Consider the following 17652-nt stretch of genomic DNA (forward strand, 5'->3'; position numbering starts at 1 on the left):
CTCCCGCCTATTGCAGCCGCACGATGGGCGTGGGCGCCGTGGCGCAGGAGGTGGCGGCCTTGGGGTCGCGGAACACCAGGCCGCTCTGCGCGGTGCCGTCCGCGAAGTCGATGGTGACGCCGGCCAGCAGCAGCCGGCTTTCCGTGGGCAGGAACAGACGCAGGCCGTAGCACTCCACCACCGCGTCGCCAGGCTCAGGCGCCGCGCGGACGCTCATGTCGGCCGACAGGCCGGAACAGCCACCGGGGCTCAGGACCAGGCGGAACCCGGCCTCGGGCCCGCCATCGGCCCGCAGCATGAAGCGGATGAAACGCTCGGCCGCCGGGGTGATCGTGAAGGTCATCGCCATCCCCCTCAGCCGGCCGCCTGATAGCGGGGATAGGTGGTGTCGATGACGCAGGTGTTGTCCACCGGGCAGACGGCGACACACTGCGGCACATCGAAATACCCGATGCATTCCGTGCACTTCTTCGGATTGATGACGAAGGTGCCGCCCTTTTCCGAAATCGCCACGTTCGGGCACTCCGCCTCGCAGGCGGAGCAGCTGGTGCATTGCGAGGCGATGATCTTGTAGGCCATGCTTCATATTCTCCTTCGGGTGGATGGGTCCGGGGCCGGATGCGGCCCGCCCCGGTCCAAATGGAATGCGCATCAGGCGGCGACGATCAGGGCGCCCTGGCGGATGGCGGCATCGCCGCGCGGGCTGTGGACCAGCTCACCGGCCGCCACCTTCCCCAGGTAGCCCTTGAACCAGGCGATGGCGGATTTCTCGATGAACTCATGGGCGTACTGGTCCACGGGCTCGATGCCCGCCCCCAGCAGGTCCGCCTTGGGACAGCCGCCGATCTTGGCGACGAAGACGGCGTGACAGTCGTTGATGGCGCGGATGACGGTCTGCAGGCTGTCCTCATCGCCAAAGCCACCCTGGCAATAGAGGTCGACGCGCCGGTGGCCCACGAACTTGGCCCCGGCGGTGGACAGCTCGTAGACCTGGAATTCCTTGGCGTGGCCGAAGTGCTCGTTGATCAGGCCCGAGCCCTTGGTCGCCACCGCCACCAGCAGGGTGATGTCGCTGCGCGCCCCGGCCAGCGTGGCCAGTTCCTCCTGCTTGGCGGCCACCTTGGCCACCCGTTCCTCCTCCACCCGCGCCTGGTAGGCCTGGCGGCCCTCCAGGTCGTAGTCGACCTCCATTTCCATGATCTTTTCGGTGGTGAATTCGGCGCTGCGATCCTCGCCCAGCAGGCCGACGGCGTCGGCCCGGCACTGGCGGCAGTGCCGCATCATGTTCATCTCGCCCTCGCAGTCATCCTGCAGGGCCTTCAGTTCCTGGGCGGTGGGGCCGCGCTGGCCCGTCAGGCCGAAAACGGTGCCGTGCTCGGGCGCGGAGATCAGGGGCATGATGTTGTGCAGGAAGGCGCCACGCGACTTCACCGCCCGGTTCACCTCCACCAGATGCCGGTCGTTGACGCCCGGGATCATGACGGAGTTGACCTTGCACAGGATCCCCCGCTCGGTCAGCATTTCCAGCCCGCGCAGCTGGCGCTCGGTCAGCAGCCGCGCCGCCTCCACGCCCGTGTAGCGCTTGTGGTTCCAATAGACCCAGGGATAGATCTTCGCCCCCACCTCCGGATCCACCATGTTGATGGTGATGGTGACGTGGTCGACGTTGTAGCGCGCTATGGTGTCGACATGGTCGGGCAGCGCCAGGCCGTTGGTGGACAGGCACAGCTTGATGTCGGGCGCGGTCTGGGAGATCAGCTCGAAGGTTTTGAACGTCTTGGCCGGATTGGCCAGCGGGTCGCCCGGCCCGGCGATGCCCAGCACGGTCATCTGCGGGATGGTGGAGGCGACGGCCAGCACCTTCCTGGCCGCCTGCTCCGGCGTCAGCCGCTCGCTCACCACGCCGGGGCGGGATTCGTTGGCGCAGTCGTACTTGCGATTGCAGTAGTTGCACTGGATGTTGCAGGCGGGCGCCACGGCGACGTGCATGCGGGCGTAATGGTGATGCGCCTCCTCGCTGTAGCAGGGGTGGTTCTTCACCTTCTCCCAAATCTCGGTCGGCAAGTCGCCCTGGCCGGCGGCGGAACCGCAGCTGGCCTTGCCGCTGCCCCCTTGGGTACCACACCCCTTGTGTTCGGCCACCTGCTGCATCACCGCGTCGATGGTGACCAGACGGCCGGCGGCCCCGTCCTGCGTTGTGGATGCGTGCATGTCCGTTCCTCACTGTTGGGCCCGGCGCGCGGGCGCGGCGATTTCAATGGGAAAGCTTGCTTGACATTTCCTGGCCGGGCCCGCCTGAACCCACGCCGTATTTCAGCAAAGGCCGTGCCACGTCTTTGAATCCCGAAGAACGGCGGGAACCCTCAGTTCAAGCCCTCACGCCAGCTGTGCGGTTATCGACAAACCGCGCCGAAGCCGGACACCGGCGTCCGTTACGCAACAGCCCCGCACAGGATTTCGACAGCCCGCGGCAACGGCACGGCAACGGGCGTCAGGCCCTGCGCGGCGAAGAACTTGACCTCATTGCGGGTCAGCGTCGCCGGCTCCACCACCACGTAGTGCCGGTCAGCCGATCGCTTGGAAACCTGGCGGGCATAGGTGCGCAGCAGCTGGTCGTGGAAGCGGCAGCCCACGAACAGGAAACCCCGGCCATGCCGCCGTTCCTTCACGATGTCGGGAATGGGCGTCTGGATATCGATTTCCGTCAGCACCTCGACATAATCGGCATCGGTGATCAGGAAATTGCGCACCGGGTCCACGCCGCCGTGCGGCTTGTACAGCACGGTTTCCCAGGCGCTCGCAGCGTCGCGCGTGGTTTCCCGCCCGCCGGCGTCATAGAAGCGGTACCAGCGATCCTCGCCGATGCCGGCGCGGGTGATGCCCTGCACCTCCCCCCAGCTGGCTCGGGAAGCCGCCAGGGCGGCGCGCATGGCGCCGTCGTACCAGGTGTCGACGATCAGCGGGACGCCCAAGGCCGCCAGGTGGCGATGCAGGGCCGTGGGCGCCACCGGCGGCCGGAACGCCTCCGCCATCAGGGCAGAGACGGTGGAACGGTGGCGCGTACTTTCGATGTGCTGGGCCGCCGCCCAGGCGTTGCCCTTGGCGCGGCGGGGCAGCGCCACCTTGGCGGCGAAGAAGTCGGCCAGCGCCTCATGCGTGGTTGGGGCCGCCACCGGAGCCAGGCAGGCCAGCGCCGGTCCCAGATAGGGAACCAGCCCACCGGCGCGCAACTGCGCGGCCAGGTCGACCAGCAGGCGCTCGGCCGCAAGGCCGTCGGGCATGATGGAAGCGGCGGTTGCCAAGGCTGTCATCTCACTCCTCCTCCCCCCGCTTGCGGGCGTTGACCGTCACCGGCAGGCGCGTGTCGGCCGCCATCTCCGGCAGGTCCAAGACCCAGCCATTGGCGATGCGGATCCAGCCCCCCCACAGATCCTCCCGCTCCGCCTCCACCACCGGCTCTTCCAGATCCTTCTTCGGCACGTAGACGGAAAGGCCGATCTCGGGTGAGCGGCGGATCATCACTTTCATCGGGGCCGGTCCTTTCCATTGGAAGCCGTCCTCAGTTCAGCAAGGGCCGTGCCACGCTGGAAGGCCCTGAAACCGGCGCTTTCCCACGCGTCGTCGCGTTGGGAAACCGACAAGGCCTGTCGTATCCCTTACCGCCGATGGACGCTTTCCCCTGGTAAAGTGGCGGCACAGCACCGGCCGAACGGTGGCATGCGCGGTGCAAGTCCCGCCCTTGATCCGGCCACGCGCCGCGACCGCTTCCCTGGACAGGAGATCCCCCATGCCCGACAGCGTCGCCTATACCGACAACCTGCTGAACCTGGCCGCCGTGATCTATCAGCCGGAGGATGACGTGGACACCCTGCTGGCCGACTTCGCGCTGGGTCTGCGCGACCGCGGCCGCCGGGTGGGTGGCATCGTCCAGCGCAACCGCAAGGGCGACTGCGGACCGGTGAAGCTGATGGAGGTGATGGACCTGAACACCGGCCGCGTCATCCCCATCTGCCAGAACCTGGGCCCCGGTTCCGTGGCCTGCCGCCTGGACACGGGCGGGCTGGCGGATGCGGCCCTGGCGGTGGCCCAGGCCGTGGCCGACCGGGTCGAACTGGTCCTGGTCAACAAATTCGGCAAGACGGAGGCCGAGGGTCGCGGCCTGAGGGGAGAGATCGCGGCCGCCATCGACGCCGGATTGCCGGTGCTGACCGCTGTGCCCTGGCGTTTCTACGACGCGTGGACGGCCTTCACCGGCGGCTATGGCACCACCCTGGTGTGCGACACGGGCGTAATCACCACCTGGTGGGAGGACTGGGCCCGCCGGGCCGACCGGCGGCGGGCCAATTGACGGCGGAAAAGTTGTCGCGGGCGCCCTGCGCTGATGGCCGGGGGGCCGGTGCCGGGCACCGGCCCCCCGCAGCGCCTATTCCTTGCCGATGATCACGTCGGAGGACTTGATGATGGCGGAGACGGTGTCACCCACCTTCAGGCCCAGATCGTCCACCGACTCATTGGTGATCGATGAGGTGATGACGCTGCCGGCGGCGATCTCGATCTTCACATGGGCGGTGGTCACTCCCTTGGTGACGGCCACGACCTTACCGGCGATGACGTTGCGGGCACTCAGCTTCATTCCTGTCTCATCCTCAAGTCAGCGGTCCACTGGGACGTCCACGGGGACCACGGGCACCCGCTCTTGGCCTTGGCGGGAATTCAGAACTTCTTCACCGGGATGTTGTGCTTGATCAGGGCGTAGCCCACCTGGCGCGGCGTCAGGTTCAGCAACCTTGCGGCTTTGGCCTGCACCCACCCCGCCGTCTCCATCGCCTGGATCAGGCGATCCCGTTCCGACAAGCCATCGCCCTGGGCCGCAGCACAGGTTCCCGCCTGCGGGCAGGTGGCCGGAGGGCCATCCCCATCCCCCAACGCCGCGGCCGGCTCGATCGGCACCGGCTGGCGGAGCGGGAGGGGCGTGGGCGCCGAGGGGCGGGACATGATCTTGAAGGCGCTGCCCGGACCGATGGCCCCCTTCCACAGGGTGGAGGACAGGCACTCGTCATGCCGGCAGGCGAAGTCGTCCGCGATGATGCCGGCGTCCCGCGAGAGGGTGGCCGTCCGGCGCACGCAATTCTCAAGCTCCCGCACGTTGCCGGGAAAGTAGCAGCTTTCCAGGACGGCGTAGGCGGAGCCGGTCAGGCTCTTGCGCGTGCCGTGTTCCTCATTGAAGCGCTTCAGGAATTCGCGGGCCAGCAGGGTGATGTCTTCCCGGCGGTCGCGCACCGCCGGCAGGAAGATGGAGACGACGTTGATGCGGTAATACAGGTCGGCCCGGAACTGCCCCCGCGCCACCGCTTCCTCCAGGTTTTTGTTGGTCGCGGCCACCAGCCGGACATCCACCTTCAGCGTGCGCGAGCCGCCCACCCGCTCGAACTCCCCTTCCTGCAGGACGCGCAGCAGCTTGGCCTGGAAGGCGCCCGAGATTTCCCCGATCTCATCCAGGAACAAGGTGCCGCCGTGGGCCAGTTCGAACCGGCCCTTGCGCTGGGACAGGGCACCGGTGAAGGCCCCCTTCTCATGCCCGAACAGTTCTGACTCCAGCATGCTCTCGGGCAGGGCGGCGCAGTTCAGCTTCACGAACGGGCCGCCGCTGCGCGGCGACAGGTCGTGCGTCGCCCGGGCGAACAATTCCTTGCCGGTGCCGGATTCCCCGCGCAGCAGCACGGTGGAATGGCTGCGCGCCACGATCTTGATCTTGTCGATGACCGAACGGATGGCCGGGCTGTTGCCGACGATGCCCTGGGGCCTAACCTCGCGTTCCGGCCGTGCGGTTTCGATCAGTTCCTTTTCCAGACGGCGCTGCGCGCTCATCAGCCGGTCGCGATCCCGGCCGATCAGGTCGTGCAGGCGCACCGTCTGACCCACCAGGTTGGCGATCATGACCAGGAAGCGCACATCCTCATCCAGGCGGAAGGTCGCCTTGCCCTCCCACGTGCGGTCCAGCGTCAAGGTCCCGATGACCCGGTCCCTTTCCTTGATGGGCACGCCGATGAAGGACACGCGCGAGCCGGCACCCCATTCCACGGCCGACCAATCGTCGAACAGGGGATTGTCGGCCACGTTCTCCACCACGACCGGCATCTGCGTCGTGACGATCTGGCCGATGGCCCGTTCGGGCAGCCGGTCGAAATGGCTCTTGGCGTTCTTCTCCGTCCAGCCCAGGCCCACCACCACCTGGGGTGAGCCGTCATCGCCCAGCAGGGCGATGATGCCGTGATGCATCTCCAGGAAGCTGGAGAGCAGCGCCAGGACATTGGACAGCGTCGTTTCCAGGCGGGTGGGCACCGCCAGGATCTTGGAAATCTCGTACACCCCGTGCAACGCTATTTCCGCGCGGGAGGAGAATTCACCGGCACGCGACCGATCGGCCGCCGAGGGCGGGCTGGATGTCGCGGACGCGTGAGAGGCGGAACCAGTCATAGGCATCGCACGAATCCTTTCGTGTCCCGAGGCCTACCGATGCGGCGGCGCGGCCCCCGCCAACTGCCAGTCCAGTCAAGTACCTGCAAGCAAGCTTCGCAGGTGCAACACGAGACCGCAAGTGAATTCACAATATTCAATCAGCAAAATATTATGTTCATTCAGCAAACTATTCTTTGAGATCCATTTGATTCATAAGGCCGTTATAGTCACCTGTATATCGCGCGGCTTGGCGAAGAAGGGGGCCGAGGTAACCAGCGTGTCGGCACCCGCCTTCGCATATGCACCCGCGTTCTGGGCAGTGACGCCACCGGCCGCGGCGACGACTGGCCGGCCGTCCACGCGCCGGGGCAACCGGCGCACCAGCCGGTGCACCGCCTCGGGCGCAAACTTTTCCAGTTGGATGACATCGACGTGCGCGGCGGCGGCGGCCAGGGCATCCTCCTCGCTGGTCACCTCCACCATGACCGCGCGCTCCGGCGCCGTCCGCTTCAGCCGCGCGATAGCCGCCGCCAAGTCATGCGGCGGATCGAAAAACACCCGATGTTCCGGGAACAGCAGGATGGTGTCGGAAAGCCCCAGGCGGTGGATGTCCCCACCCCCCGCCAGCACCGCCTTGCATGCCAGCTGGCGCGTGTAGGGAACGGACTTGCGGGTGCACAGCACCGCGATGTCGGGGTTGACTGCCCGCGCGGCATCGACGATGGCGCGGGTCTCGCTGGCCAGGCCCGACGCCCACTCCATCAAGGTCTGCGCCACCTTCCAGCCGGCGTGCAGGGCGGCGGCGGAACCGGTGGCCTCCAGAAGCACGGCATCCCCGCCATAACGGCATCCGGCGGGCGCCATGACGGTCACCGCAGCGCCCAGCCGAGCCAGCAGACGCGCGGCCTCGTCCACGCCGGACAGCACCATGTCCGCGCGGGCCTGGAAGCGCATGCGGCCCGGCCGGCCACCGATGCCCAAGGCACGGGTCGTCAGGTCGCCAAAGCGCACGTCCTCTTCCAGCAGCCGTTCTATGGCCCCATCCGCGAGGTGAAGCGGGTCACCGGCGCCCGCGTCGATGGCCATCAGCCGAACTTGAACAGGACGCCGAAGCCGCCGCGGGGATAGTTCCACTCCACCTCCCCGGTCTTGGCGGTCAGCACGCGGCAGGTGCCGCATTCCACGCAGCCGTCCACCACCGCCTCGACCTGGCCCTTGTCGTTCTGGCTGTAACAGCCGGCCGGACACAGGTGGGTCAGCGCCATCAGCGCCTTGGAGGGTTCGGTGTGGGGCTTGATCTTGATATGCGGGCGTCCGGCATCCACCAGGTAGCGGTTCTGGAACAGCCGCTCCTCCACCTTCACGAGCGGTGCGCCAGGGGCGCCCGCCCCCACCTCAGTCGTGTTCATCATCGCCATGACCTCGCCAGTTTGAGGGCGTCCCCGATCAGGCCGGGCAGGGTCCGGCCGCTGCGGAATGATTGGAAGATCTGCTTTTCCTTGGCGCGCTTATCGACGCCGTCCACCCGGAACCAGGTCTGGGCGGCGGCGCTCAGCAGCTTGGGATAGACGCCGAAGATGTGCTTGTTGCGGTGCAGGAAATCCGGGATGCGCCGATACTTCCTCAGATCCTTCATGACGAAGGTTTCCTCCAGCCGGCGCTGGTATTCGGCCAGGTTGGCCTTGGTCGCCATCTCCCGCCGCCGCTTCAGCCACACCACCGTCTCACCGGCGATGCGGCCGGTGGTCATGGCCAGGTTGGAGCCTTCACGGTGAACGGCGTTCACGAACTGCCCGGCATCGCCCACCACGATCCAGCCGTCCCCGAACAGCTCCGGCATGGCGTTGTAGCCGCCCTCCGGGATCAGGTGGGCCGCATACTCCTTGCATTCCGAACCTTCCAGCAGGGGGCGGACGCTGGGGTGGCGCTTGAACGCCTCCAGCAGGCCATAGGGCGTGCGGCCGCTTTCCGCGAAGTCCGAGACGATGCAGCCGATGCCGATCGAGATGGATTCCTGGTTGGTGTAGATGAAGCCGGTGCCGGTCATGCCGTCGGTGATGGTGCCCATGGCCTCGATCACCACGCCCTCGTTGCCCGCCAGGTTGAAGCGGCTTTCGATGACCTCGCGCGGCAGGAAATGCATTTCCTTGACCGCCAGGGCCACCGTGTCCGGCTTCAGTTCGGGCCGCAGGCCGGAGCGCTGGCCCACCAGGCCGTTCACCCCTTCTCCCAGGATGACGACATCGGCGAAGGCGGTGCCGCCGTCACGGTCGGTGCGCACACCGATGACCCGGCCCTGCGGATCGCGCAACAGTTCCGTCACCGTCGTCTCGCACAGCAGGACCGCACCGGCCTCACGCACCTTGCCGCTGAACCACCTGTCGAACTGGGCGCGGATGATGGTGTAACGATTGGGCTTTTCCTCATTGAAGTCGTCGGAACGGTAGTGCATGCCGACATAGGACGTGTCGTCCATGGTCCACAGCCGCTGCTCGATCACATGGCGTTCCAGCGGCGCGTCCTCGCGGAAATCCGGAATGATCTTTTCCAGCGCGTCGGCATAGAGGATGGCGCCCTGCACGTTCTTGGAGCCTGGGTATTCCCCCCGTTCCAGCTGCAGGACCTTCAGCCCTTCCTTGGCCATGGTATAGGCGGCGGCGTTGCCCGAGGGGCCGGCTCCCACGACGATAGCGTCGAACTTGTCCCTGATCATGACGGGGCCCTCCTTCAGCCGGCAAGGCGGTTGACGGACAGGTGCGCCTGGAAGGCCCGGGTCAGGGCCGGCAGCAACTCTATCGCGTCGGCAACCACGCCCAGGTGGGCGAAGTCGAAGATGGGGGCGTTGGGGTCGGTGTTGATGGCGACGATGGTGTCCGCCCCCTCCACCCCCACGCGGTGCTGGATGGCGCCGGAGATGCCGGCGGCGATGTACAGCTTGGGCCGGATGGTCTTGCCCGTCTGGCCGATCTGGCGGTCGGCGGTGATCCAGCCCTTCTGCACCAGGGGGCGCGACCCGCCGTAGTCGCCGCCCAGCACCTCCGCCAGCGCGCGGACCAGCTGGAAATTCTCCGCCGAGCGCAGGCCCAGGCCGCCGGCCACCACGATGTCGGCATAGGCCAGCTGCGCCTTGTCGCTTTCCCGGTCGGCGATGAAGCGCAGCACCTTGGTGACCACGTCCTCTTCCGCAAGGTCCAGCGGGTGTTCGACGATGCGACCCCAGCGCCCCGGTTCCCGCGCCGGCATGGCCATGACGCGCGGGCGCACGGTGGCCATCTGCGGCCGATAGTTCAGGGTCAGGATGGTGCACAGCAAGGACCCGCCGAAGGTCGGCCGCGTCGCCGCCAATGAACCCTCGTCATCGATGGCCAGTTCGGTGCAATCGGCCGTCAGGCCGGTTTGCAGCGTGGTCGCCACCGATCCCGCCAGGTCACGCCCCAGGTTGGTGGCGCCCAGCAGCAGGATTTCCGGCTGGTGGGTGTTCACCAGATCGGTCATGGCCCGGGTGTAGGTCTCATTGCGATAGTGCGCCAAGATGGGCGCCGTCACGGTATAGACCAGGTCGGCGCCATGCTCGAACGCGGCGGCCGCCGTCTGGGCCGCCGTCAGGCTGTCGCCCGCCAGCACCACGCCCGCCAGGTCGGCACCGCGCTTGTCCGCCAGCTTGCGCCCCTCCCCCAACAGTTCCAGCGACACGGGGTGGACGACGCCGTGTTCGCACTCGACCACCACCCAGACGTGGCGGTAAGCCTTGAACCGCTCCGGCAGTTCGCGCTTGGAGCCGGCACGGCCGGCGGCGGGAGGCTTGGGGCCGGTGGGGGGGGCGTCGCTCATCGTCTTCTACTCCCTCGGGGGTGTCACTGGCCGGCGGCGAACCGCAGCAGATCGTCTTCCAGCGGCGGCTGGGTCCGGAAAATCGCGGCGATGACATCGGCCGCCAGTTCGTCGGCGGACCGGTCGGCGGTCGGGACCTGGTGAACCTTTTCCGCCCGACCCTGGGGCGCGAACACCTTCTTCACGATGGTGGGCGATCCCTTCAAGCCGCAGCGCGCCAGTTCGGTGATGCCGGCATCGGCGGCACTCCACCGCACGATTTGGGCCCGGGCCGCGCGGTAGGCGTCATCCAGGCTGCCCCGGCGGATCTCGTTCACGCCTTCCAGCATGGTGATCAGCACGGGCAGGCGGGTTTGCAGGACCTGCAGGCCCCCTTCCGCCCGACGCTCCACCGTGATGGTGCCGGCGGCGGGGTCCAGGTCGGCGATGCGGGCAACGTAGGTCAGCTGGTTCAGGCCCAGACGCTTGGCGATGCCCGGCCCCACCTGGGCCGTGTCGCCATCGATGGTCTGCTTGCCGGTGAAGATGATTGGCGGCTCCCCGAACTCCTGGCTGACCTTGTCCAGGGCAGCGGCCAGGGCGAAGCTGGTGGCCAGGGTGTCCGAGCCCGCGAAGGCCCGGTCGGTCAGCAGCACGGCACGGTCGGCGCCGAAGGTCAGCGCCTTGCGCAGCGACTCCTCCGCCATGGGCGGTCCCATGGTCAGCACCGTCACCTCGCCCCCCAACCGGTCGCGCAGGCGCAAGGCCTCCTCCAGCGCGAACAAATCATAGGGGTTGATGATGGTGGGCACGCCCTGGCGCATGATGGTGTTGGTCACGGGATGGACCCGGATCTGCGCGCTGTCAGGGACCTGCTTCATGCAGACGACGATGTGCATTTCCCTATTCCTTTCCCTCGGCCGATCCGGCGGTCACAGCCATGATTGGCAAGGGGCATGCCAATTGAGGGCGCCCCGCTAAGCCATTGAATCACCTTCATTCCGCCGTCCGCCCGTAAGCGACGCTTTGTCGGATACGCGACAGCCCCTGTCGGCTCTCGGCCTCACGGCCCCTTGGCGCCGTCCAGCACCGCCAGCGGCACGAAGGGCTTGGGCGCCGGCTGCTTGGGCGCCACCGCGTCGCGGTGCACCTTGAACAGCCGTTCCGCGATGGGGGTGGAGGCGACGAAGTCCTGATAGGCCTGTTCCAGATGGCCACGACAGAGCGTCCGGATTTCGCCCTCGTCCAGGCCGGTGAACGCGCCCTCCACCTCGCTGCCGCGCAGGTACTGGCCCATGCGCCGCAGGATGTGCAGGCGCGCGACGCGGACCACCGCCGCCTCGAACGGCACCTCCAGGAACACGAAGAAATCCTCGGCCGACGACAGCCGCGACAGCTCATCCAACACGCCCATGATCCCTGCCCTTCGCTTCGGGTTCGTACAAAAGCGCCGCCAGCCGGCCCTGCGTGTGGGCCAGGCGCGCCTCAAGAAAGGCGATGCGGTCCAACATCAGGGTCAACGCATCCCCCACCGGATCGGGGATCAGGTGGTGGTCCAGGTCGATACGGCCGGCCGTGCCCCGCCGGGTGCGGGGGTCGCGCACCACCCGGCCGGGAATACCGACCACCGTCATCCCCGGCGGCACGTCCTCCACCACCACGGAATTGGCGCCGATGCGGGCGCCGGTCCCCACGGTGATGGGCCCCAGCACCTTGGCACCGGCGCCGATCAGCACGCCGGACCCGACGGTGGGATGGCGCTTGCCGGGCGACCAGCTGGTCCCGCCCAGGGTGACGCCGTGATACAGGGTCACGTCGTCGCCGATCTCCGCTGTTTCCCCGATGACCACGCCGGCACCGTGGTCGATGAAGAAGCGCCGGCCGATGCGGGCACCGGGGTGGATGTCGACATTGGTCACCAGCCGCGCGAACCAGGACAGCAACCGGGCAGGAAAGCGCAGGCCGCGCCGCCACAGCCGGTGGGCGATGCGGTGGTGGATGACAGCGTGCAGCCCCGGATAGGTCAGCGCGATCTCCATCGTGTGCCGGGCCGCCGGGTCGCGCGCCTTCACGCAGGCGATGTCCTCACCCACCAGCCCCCACAGTCCGCGTTCCTGTGCCATGGCCGCCCCCATCCCGCCGGTCCGTCACCCTGGTCAGTCGCCAGCGGCCTCGTAGAACTTCAAGAGTTCGCCCTCATTGATGGGGCGCTTCCAGGCGACGGCGCAGTTGCGCACCTCATCCAGCACGCGGCGCGTGCGGCCCTCATCCGGTGACAGGCCCAGCGATTCCAGGGCGTTGTTGATGGCGGCCATGCCGGAATGCTTGCCCAGCACGATGGAGCGCACGCGGCCGAACCAGGCGGGGTGGATGGCCTCATAGGTTTCGGGGTCACGCAGCAGGCCGGACACGTGGATGCCGGACTCGTGGGCGAAGACGGCCGAACCGACGATGGACTTGGCCGCCGGGATGGGCCGGCCGGCGGCTACGGCCACCAGTTCGGCCAGGCCTGTCAACTGGGTCAGGTCCACGCCCGTCCGCCGTTGGGCGATGGGACCCAGGGCGGCCACCACCTCTTCCAGCGCCGCGTTGCCCGCCCGCTCACCCAGGCCCAGGACGCAGACGCTGGCATGGGTGGCGCCGCCGCGCACCGCCGCCAGGGTGTTGGCGGTGGCCAAGCCAAGATCATCGTGGCCGTGGAATTCCAGTTCCAAATCCGTCTCCGCGCACAGCTGGCGGAAGATCTCATGGGTGCGGAAGGGATCCAGGATGCCCACGGTATCGGCGAAGCGGAAACGATGGGCGCCCGCCTCCTCCGCCGCGGCGACGACGCGCAGCAGGAAGTCCATCTCCGCCCGGCTGGAATCCTCGCCGCCGACCGCCACGGCCAGGCCCCGGTCCCGCGCGTAGGACACCACGCGGCGGATGCGGGGGATGATGTCCTGGCGGCTGGTCTGCAGCTTCACCCGGATCTGCCGGTCGGACACCGGCACGGACAGGTTCACGCGCGTCAGGCCGGTGCGCAGGGCGGCGTCCACATCGGCCTCCGTCATGCGGCACCAGGCAATGGCCGCCGCCTGCTGGAGGGAGGCGCCGATCTCGGCCATGGCCTCGATCTCCTCGGCCCCCATGGCGGGGATGCCGGCCTCGATCTCATCCACGCCGGCGGCCTCCAGCTTGCGGGCGATGGCCACCTTTTCCGCCGTGGTGAAGGCGACGCCGGGCGCCTGTTCACCATCGCGCAACGTGCTGTCATTGATGACGATGGGCGGTGCCTTGAGCATGCTGCGTCTCCTTGAGCGAAGGGTCAGGCGAAGGTGGGGGCACGGTCCCGCCAGAGGGGCGAACTGGACCGCAGGCGGCCGACGATGTCGGGCAGGACATCCAGCACCCGGTCGATGTCGGCAACGGCCGTGTCACGGGAAAGTGAGAAGCGCAAGGCGCCCCGGATGGCGCCGGCCGGCACGCGCATGGCGCGCAGCACATGCGACGGCTCCGTCCCGCCAGAGGCGCAAGCCGAGCCGGAGGACACGGCAATGCCCGCCCGGTCCAGCATCAGCAGCAGGGCGTCGGCATCGACATAGTCGAAGGCGATGCAGGCGGTGTTGGCCAGGCGGTTGCCCCGGTCGCCCAGAACGTGGGCCTGGCCGATCCGCGCCAGCACGCCTTGCTCCAGCCGGTCGCGCAGACGGCCGATCCAGCCGCGTTCCGTTTCCAGATAGCGCGCCGCCAGGTCGGCCGCGGCGCCCAAGCCAACGATGCCGGGTACGTTTTCCGTTCCGCCGCGCCGGCCCCGTTCCTGCCGGCCGCCGCGCAGCAGCGGGCGGAAGGCGGTGCCCTTGCGCAGGTACAGCGCGCCGATACCCTTGGGACCGTGCAGCTTGTGTCCCGACAGCGACAGCATGTCGATGTCCGTGTGCCGCAATTGCAGGGGCACCCGGCCCACGGCCTGGACGGCGTCGGTGTGGAACAGCGCGCCGGCGGCGTGGGCCTGGCGCGCCAACGCCGCCACCGGGAACAGGGTCCCCGTCTCGTTATTCGCCCACATGACGGAGACCAGGGCCGTGCGCGGCCCCAGCGCCCGTTCGAAATCCTCCATATCCAAACGGCCGTCGCCGTCCACCCCCACCGTGTGCACCTTGATGCCGCGCGTCTTTTCCAGATGCGCCGCCAGCGCCAGGATGGCGGGGTGTTCCACCGCGGTGGTCACGATCTCATCCCGGCCGGGCTGGCTGTCCAGGGCCGACAGGATGGCCGTGTTGTTGGCCTCCGTCCCGCCGGAGGTGAAGACGATCTCATGGTCGTGGGCGGCGCCCAGCAGGGCCTGCACCTGGCGCCGCGCCAGCCGGATGCCGTCCGCCGCCGCCGCGCCGACGGCGTGGGCGGAGGACGGGTTGCCGAACCGCTCCGTGAACCAGGGCAACATTGCGGCCACCACGCTGGCGTCGGTGGCGGTCGTCGCATTGTTGTCGAGGTAGACGGGGCGCATGAGATGGTTCCCCCCTGCCGGATCAGTGCGGGCCCGGCGCCCGGCCCAGGACCGGGACCAGGCGGACGAAGGTCCCCAGGCGCTCCACCACCCGGGCCTGGATGCCCTCCAACGTGGCGCTGCTGAGGCGGCACATCACACAGGCGCCCGTCAGCCGGACGCGCACGATGTCGCCCTCCACGTCCAGCAACTCACAATCCCCGCCGTCCCGTTGCAGGCCGGGGCGGATTTCGGCGATGGCGGCGCGGATGACCTGGACGCGGCGGTCCTCCGTCCCATCCGGCACTGCCCGGTCAACCGTCTGTTCCTCAAGCGTGGGGATCAGCATGGCCGGTCCCCTCAACCGAAGGACTTGCCGCAGCCGCAGGCGGACTTGGCGTTGGGGTTGTCGAAGGTGAAGCCCGAGCCTTCCAGCGCCACGACGAAGTCGATGGTGGTGCCGTCCAGCAGCTCATGGCTCTTGGTGTCGACGAAGACCTTGACGCCGTCCTGGTCGATGACGGTGTCCTCCGGCCCCGCCTCGCCGGCCAGGCCCATCATGTATTTGTAGCCGGCGCATCCGCCGGCATCGACGCTGATGCGTAGCCCGCCCGTGGGGTTGGCGGCGCCGGCGATGGCGCTGCGGACGGCGTTCAGGGCGCTGGGGGTCAAGTTGATCATGGGGCACCTGCAAGGGTTGGTGACCTGTGATCCTCCGCAAGGGGCGTGCCACGGCAGAGTTCATTGGAAAATATGGGTTTTCCCGCCGAACCCTGTTGCGTTCACACCCCCGATGTCGGGTTTGCGACAGGGGTGTTTGCTGCAATCGGCGGGGTGGCGCGCGCGAAAAATCCCGCAAATCCAAGGGCGGCGGCCCGGTTGCCCCAACCGGCAAAGCCCTTGCAAAGGGGGCGCTCGAGGCCCCGCCCCCGCGGGCCCTCCCCCGTACAGGAGCCGCACCCGATGACGACCACCGCGACGACGATCGAGAAAACCGCCCTGGCCCGCCTGGCCCAGGAAGACCGCCTGATGAATGCCGTGCTGAAAGCGCCCACGACCAAGCCCGGCCGTTTCGGCTTTCGCGGCGACATCGCCCTGAAGTTCCAGCCGCACATCGCGGATGAAAAACGTCCGCCGGAGTACAAGCTGGAACAGGTGCTGACCTACGCACAGGAGGGGGAGGCGACGATCCCCGTGCTGGCGGGTTACGTCCATTCCTTCGCCTATCTCAAGGACGTGTCGGAGGTGCTGTCCGGCCTGCTGCGGTCCGGCGGGAAATACTTCATCTTCTGCAACAACATCGACCTGCTGGCCGGTTACCAGGTCACCCTGGACGGCATCACCTTCATCGTCCTGCCCTGCGATGAATCCACCGTGTGGAAGGAGATGATGGACCTGATGGGCGTCGACAAGAACGACATCAAGAAGCTGGACACCGCCGGCAAGCTGGACGTGCTGCTGGATATCGCCCGGCGCTTCGACCGAAGCTATCCGGCCATAAGCTATGAGGATGGCGTGGCGCAGATGCTGCCGGTGAAGAACCGCAACGAGAACCGGCCGGTCTGATACCCGGTCTGATACAGGGCGGGGGCGCTACGGCGCCTCTTCCACCAGGGTGACGCCGGTGACGCAGATGTCGCCGTCCTCGACGGACAGCGCCACCGGCTCAAGCCCGGCGCCCTGGCAGGGACCATCCACGCACAGGCCCGTGCCCAGGTCGAACAGGGCGCCGTGCTTGCCGCACATCAGCCGTGTGCCGTCCGGGTCCAGGAACTGGTTGCGTTCCCAGTCCAGGTGCACGCCGTTGTGCGGGCAGCGGTTGACGTAGCCCACCACCTGCCGGCCCCAGCGCACAACGATGATGCCCCAGGGCCGATGCTCTCCCTCGTCATCAACGCGCAACAGCTGAAAGCCCCGGGCCTTGCGGCTGGGGATGTCGTCCACGCGGCACAGGACATAAGTCTCTGACATGGGCGGTATCTTCAATGGGCGGGCGGAGGCCGGCCGGAGCGGAGGTGGGCCAGCATGGCCTCGCCGTCCTCCGCCCCGAAGCAATGGTCGAAGTCATCGCACTCGGTACAGATGGGGGCGGTGCACAGGGTGAAGCCCTCCGCCCGGCAGATCATGCGGAACAGGAACTTCTTCCATTTCATGTCCTGGCTGTTGCGGCGGGCGAGGCCGCCGAAGTGGCGCTGCATCAACGACGACAGCTCGCCCCGGTTGCGCAGACCCAGATCCTGCCAAAGGTGGTTGGGTCGGCTGCACCGTCGGGCGATCATGGTCGCCAGGTCGCGCTGCAGCGGGGTGCCGCCGTCGGCATACATCCACAGCAGGTCACGCACCGCCTGCTCATCCTCCTCCAGCGCGGCGGGGCCGTCCGCCAGCGCGGCCATGCCGGCCCAGGCGCCCGGAAACAGGCGGAGGGCCAGGCCCTCAAGGGCGATGCCATCCAGGCCGGCGCAGAGCGGCAAAGATCCCCGCCCCGCCAGCGCCTCGGCCCAGGCCAGCGCCAGGATGCTGGCCACCACATGCAGGTCGAAGGGGTCGGCCGGCCCCGCCCGCTTCATCAGCCAGCCATACGCATCGGCGGCACGCATCACTTCCTCACGCCGCGTCCGCCGCCAGGGGCGCGTGGGTCTGGCAGTTGGCGGGGCAGACGCGGGCGCAGGCGCGGCAGCCGACGCAGGCGCCCGCGTCGTCCATGACCATCACCTTCTTCTCGATCTCATCATCGTCATCATCATTGCCGAGATCGACCAGGTCGCCCTCCTCGGTCAGGCCCTTCAGGACCATGACCCCACGGCCGCAGACCTTGAAGCAGCGACCGCAGCCGATGCAGCGCTTGGCATCGATGGCGATCAGGAAATCCGGCTGCCAGGACCGGCCGTCGCGGGTGAGCGAGGACATGGGGGCGA

The 17652-nt window shown here is 68.0% G+C and carries 23 protein-coding genes; 2 read left to right on the forward strand and 21 right to left on the reverse strand.

The annotated features are described in order from the left end of the window. Positions 1-7: 7 nt before the first annotated feature. From FBZ87_RS21835 to nifT, 5 genes are all read right to left on the reverse strand, one after another. Positions 8-343: a HesB/IscA family protein gene (locus FBZ87_RS21835; protein ID WP_088871209.1), complete on the reverse strand. Its 336-nt coding sequence runs from the start codon at positions 341-343 to the stop codon at positions 8-10. Positions 344-354: 11 nt separating this feature from the next. Further along, positions 355-579, reverse strand: a complete 225-nt coding sequence (locus tag FBZ87_RS21840; protein ID WP_145612694.1) for a 4Fe-4S dicluster domain-containing protein — start codon at positions 577-579, stop codon at positions 355-357. A gap of 72 nt (positions 580-651) precedes the next feature. Next, the gene (gene nifB / locus FBZ87_RS21845; protein ID WP_246134530.1) at positions 652-2151 is read right to left on the reverse strand and encodes a nitrogenase cofactor biosynthesis protein NifB; all 1500 of its coding nucleotides are present in this window, start codon (positions 2149-2151) and stop codon (positions 652-654) included. A 281-nt stretch (positions 2152-2432) separates the two neighbouring features. Continuing rightward, positions 2433-3311 carry an SIR2 family NAD-dependent protein deacylase gene (locus FBZ87_RS21850; RefSeq protein WP_145612696.1) on the reverse strand — a complete coding sequence of 293 codons (879 nt, stop codon included), beginning with the start codon at positions 3309-3311 and terminating at the stop codon, positions 2433-2435. Position 3312: 1 nt separating this feature from the next. After that, positions 3313-3528: a putative nitrogen fixation protein NifT gene (nifT, locus tag FBZ87_RS21855; RefSeq protein WP_040844955.1), complete on the reverse strand. Its 216-nt coding sequence runs from the start codon at positions 3526-3528 to the stop codon at positions 3313-3315. 259 nt (positions 3529-3787) lie between these two features. On the opposite strand from nifT, the gene FBZ87_RS21860 reads away from it, so the two are divergent. Next, positions 3788-4348 (forward strand): DUF2478 domain-containing protein, encoded by a 561-nt coding sequence (locus tag FBZ87_RS21860; RefSeq protein WP_145612697.1) that lies wholly within the window; start codon positions 3788-3790, stop codon positions 4346-4348. A 75-nt stretch (positions 4349-4423) separates the two neighbouring features. Here the strand turns inward: FBZ87_RS21860 and FBZ87_RS21865 are convergent, their stop codons facing one another. From FBZ87_RS21865 to FBZ87_RS21925, 13 genes are all read right to left on the reverse strand, one after another. Beyond that, on the reverse strand, positions 4424-4633 hold the full coding sequence (locus tag FBZ87_RS21865) for a TOBE domain-containing protein (protein ID WP_088871206.1): 210 nt from the start codon (positions 4631-4633) through the stop codon (positions 4424-4426). Between the two features lie 80 nt (positions 4634-4713). Then, positions 4714-6369 carry a nif-specific transcriptional activator NifA gene (gene nifA, locus FBZ87_RS21870; RefSeq protein WP_342780927.1) on the reverse strand — a complete coding sequence of 552 codons (1656 nt, stop codon included), beginning with the start codon at positions 6367-6369 and terminating at the stop codon, positions 4714-4716. A gap of 300 nt (positions 6370-6669) precedes the next feature. Further along, positions 6670-7545 carry a ModD protein gene (gene modD, locus FBZ87_RS21875; protein ID WP_145612699.1) on the reverse strand — a complete coding sequence of 292 codons (876 nt, stop codon included), beginning with the start codon at positions 7543-7545 and terminating at the stop codon, positions 6670-6672. Then, entirely contained in the window at positions 7545-7871 is a 327-nt protein-coding gene (locus FBZ87_RS21880; RefSeq protein WP_422394440.1) for a ferredoxin family protein, read from the reverse strand. The genes modD and FBZ87_RS21880 overlap by 1 nt, the downstream gene beginning before the upstream one ends. Beyond that, complete coding sequence (locus FBZ87_RS21885) at positions 7868-9172, reverse strand: FAD-dependent oxidoreductase (RefSeq protein WP_145612700.1); 1305 nt, start codon at positions 9170-9172, stop codon at positions 7868-7870. Before FBZ87_RS21885 ends, FBZ87_RS21880 begins: the two co-directional genes overlap by 4 nt. 14 nt (positions 9173-9186) lie before the next feature. Beyond that, positions 9187-10290 carry an electron transfer flavoprotein subunit alpha/FixB family protein gene (locus FBZ87_RS21890; protein ID WP_145612701.1) on the reverse strand — a complete coding sequence of 368 codons (1104 nt, stop codon included), beginning with the start codon at positions 10288-10290 and terminating at the stop codon, positions 9187-9189. A gap of 23 nt (positions 10291-10313) precedes the next feature. Further along, positions 10314-11168 (reverse strand): electron transfer flavoprotein subunit beta/FixA family protein, encoded by an 855-nt coding sequence (locus FBZ87_RS21895; RefSeq protein WP_145612702.1) that lies wholly within the window; start codon positions 11166-11168, stop codon positions 10314-10316. A gap of 164 nt (positions 11169-11332) precedes the next feature. Further along, a complete protein-coding gene (gene nifW, locus FBZ87_RS21900) occupies positions 11333-11683 on the reverse strand; it encodes a nitrogenase stabilizing/protective protein NifW (protein ID WP_145612703.1) in 351 nt (116 codons plus the stop codon). After that, positions 11667-12392 (reverse strand): serine O-acetyltransferase, encoded by a 726-nt coding sequence (cysE, locus tag FBZ87_RS21905; RefSeq protein ID WP_145612704.1) that lies wholly within the window; start codon positions 12390-12392, stop codon positions 11667-11669. The genes nifW and cysE overlap by 17 nt, the downstream gene beginning before the upstream one ends. A 33-nt stretch (positions 12393-12425) precedes the next feature. Then, positions 12426-13553, reverse strand: coding sequence for a homocitrate synthase (nifV, locus tag FBZ87_RS21910; protein ID WP_145612705.1), 1128 nt, complete (start codon positions 13551-13553; stop codon positions 12426-12428). A 23-nt stretch (positions 13554-13576) separates the two neighbouring features. Continuing rightward, positions 13577-14758 (reverse strand): cysteine desulfurase NifS, encoded by a 1182-nt coding sequence (gene nifS, locus FBZ87_RS21915; protein WP_145612706.1) that lies wholly within the window; start codon positions 14756-14758, stop codon positions 13577-13579. A gap of 22 nt (positions 14759-14780) precedes the next feature. Then, on the reverse strand, positions 14781-15086 hold the full coding sequence (locus FBZ87_RS21920) for a NifU family protein (protein WP_145612707.1): 306 nt from the start codon (positions 15084-15086) through the stop codon (positions 14781-14783). An 11-nt stretch (positions 15087-15097) separates the two neighbouring features. Beyond that, entirely contained in the window at positions 15098-15418 is a 321-nt protein-coding gene (locus tag FBZ87_RS21925) for a HesB/IscA family protein (protein ID WP_004274331.1), read from the reverse strand. Between the two features lie 282 nt (positions 15419-15700). On the opposite strand from FBZ87_RS21925, the gene FBZ87_RS21930 reads away from it, so the two are divergent. Then, a complete protein-coding gene (locus FBZ87_RS21930; RefSeq protein WP_145612708.1) occupies positions 15701-16303 on the forward strand; it encodes a hypothetical protein in 603 nt (200 codons plus the stop codon). 27 nt (positions 16304-16330) lie between these two features. On the opposite strand, the gene FBZ87_RS21935 is transcribed toward FBZ87_RS21930, so the two are convergent. The 3 genes from FBZ87_RS21935 to fdxB are packed head-to-tail and all read right to left on the reverse strand — an operon-like array spanning position 16331 to position 17644. Then, complete coding sequence (locus tag FBZ87_RS21935) at positions 16331-16708, reverse strand: Rieske (2Fe-2S) protein (RefSeq protein ID WP_145612709.1); 378 nt, start codon at positions 16706-16708, stop codon at positions 16331-16333. An 11-nt stretch (positions 16709-16719) separates the two neighbouring features. Beyond that, on the reverse strand, positions 16720-17334 hold the full coding sequence (locus FBZ87_RS21940; RefSeq protein ID WP_145612710.1) for a nitrogen fixation protein NifQ: 615 nt from the start codon (positions 17332-17334) through the stop codon (positions 16720-16722). A 7-nt stretch (positions 17335-17341) separates the two neighbouring features. Beyond that, on the reverse strand, positions 17342-17644 hold the full coding sequence (gene fdxB, locus FBZ87_RS21945; protein WP_004274327.1) for a ferredoxin III, nif-specific: 303 nt from the start codon (positions 17642-17644) through the stop codon (positions 17342-17344). Positions 17645-17652 lie beyond the last annotated feature (8 nt).

The organism is Nitrospirillum amazonense, assembly GCF_007828035.1.
Taxonomy (GTDB): domain Bacteria; phylum Pseudomonadota; class Alphaproteobacteria; order Azospirillales; family Azospirillaceae; genus Nitrospirillum; species Nitrospirillum amazonense.

What these genes read in the sequence shown, in the direction of transcription:
- FBZ87_RS21835 (WP_088871209.1), bottom strand. Translation starts at nt 343, where the DNA reads ATGACCTTCACGATCACCCCGGCGGCCGAGCGTTTCATCCGCTTCATG.
- FBZ87_RS21840 (WP_145612694.1), bottom strand. Translation starts at nt 579, where the DNA reads ATGGCCTACAAGATCATCGCCTCGCAATGCACCAGCTGCTCCGCCTGC.
- nifB (WP_246134530.1), bottom strand. Translation starts at nt 2,151, where the DNA reads ATGCAGCAGGTGGCCGAACACAAGGGGTGTGGTACCCAAGGGGGCAGC.
- FBZ87_RS21850 (WP_145612696.1), bottom strand. Translation starts at nt 3,311, where the DNA reads ATGACAGCCTTGGCAACCGCCGCTTCCATCATGCCCGACGGCCTTGCG.
- nifT (WP_040844955.1), bottom strand. Translation starts at nt 3,528, where the DNA reads ATGAAAGTGATGATCCGCCGCTCACCCGAGATCGGCCTTTCCGTCTAC.
- FBZ87_RS21860 (WP_145612697.1), top strand. Translation starts at nt 3,788, where the DNA reads ATGCCCGACAGCGTCGCCTATACCGACAACCTGCTGAACCTGGCCGCC.
- FBZ87_RS21865 (WP_088871206.1), bottom strand. Translation starts at nt 4,633, where the DNA reads ATGAAGCTGAGTGCCCGCAACGTCATCGCCGGTAAGGTCGTGGCCGTC.
- modD (WP_145612699.1), bottom strand. Translation starts at nt 7,545, where the DNA reads ATGGCCATCGACGCGGGCGCCGGTGACCCGCTTCACCTCGCGGATGGG.
- FBZ87_RS21880 (WP_422394440.1), bottom strand. Translation starts at nt 7,871, where the DNA reads ATGATGAACACGACTGAGGTGGGGGCGGGCGCCCCTGGCGCACCGCTC.
- FBZ87_RS21885 (WP_145612700.1), bottom strand. Translation starts at nt 9,172, where the DNA reads ATGATCAGGGACAAGTTCGACGCTATCGTCGTGGGAGCCGGCCCCTCG.
- FBZ87_RS21890 (WP_145612701.1), bottom strand. Translation starts at nt 10,290, where the DNA reads ATGAGCGACGCCCCCCCCACCGGCCCCAAGCCTCCCGCCGCCGGCCGT.
- FBZ87_RS21895 (WP_145612702.1), bottom strand. Translation starts at nt 11,168, where the DNA reads ATGCACATCGTCGTCTGCATGAAGCAGGTCCCTGACAGCGCGCAGATC.
- nifW (WP_145612703.1), bottom strand. Translation starts at nt 11,683, where the DNA reads ATGGGCGTGTTGGATGAGCTGTCGCGGCTGTCGTCGGCCGAGGATTTC.
- cysE (WP_145612704.1), bottom strand. Translation starts at nt 12,392, where the DNA reads ATGGCACAGGAACGCGGACTGTGGGGGCTGGTGGGTGAGGACATCGCC.
- nifV (WP_145612705.1), bottom strand. Translation starts at nt 13,553, where the DNA reads ATGCTCAAGGCACCGCCCATCGTCATCAATGACAGCACGTTGCGCGAT.
- nifS (WP_145612706.1), bottom strand. Translation starts at nt 14,758, where the DNA reads ATGCGCCCCGTCTACCTCGACAACAATGCGACGACCGCCACCGACGCC.
- FBZ87_RS21920 (WP_145612707.1), bottom strand. Translation starts at nt 15,086, where the DNA reads ATGCTGATCCCCACGCTTGAGGAACAGACGGTTGACCGGGCAGTGCCG.
- FBZ87_RS21925 (WP_004274331.1), bottom strand. Translation starts at nt 15,418, where the DNA reads ATGATCAACTTGACCCCCAGCGCCCTGAACGCCGTCCGCAGCGCCATC.
- FBZ87_RS21930 (WP_145612708.1), top strand. Translation starts at nt 15,701, where the DNA reads ATGACGACCACCGCGACGACGATCGAGAAAACCGCCCTGGCCCGCCTG.
- FBZ87_RS21935 (WP_145612709.1), bottom strand. Translation starts at nt 16,708, where the DNA reads ATGTCAGAGACTTATGTCCTGTGCCGCGTGGACGACATCCCCAGCCGC.
- FBZ87_RS21940 (WP_145612710.1), bottom strand. Translation starts at nt 17,334, where the DNA reads ATGCGTGCCGCCGATGCGTATGGCTGGCTGATGAAGCGGGCGGGGCCG.
- fdxB (WP_004274327.1), bottom strand. Translation starts at nt 17,644, where the DNA reads ATGTCCTCGCTCACCCGCGACGGCCGGTCCTGGCAGCCGGATTTCCTG.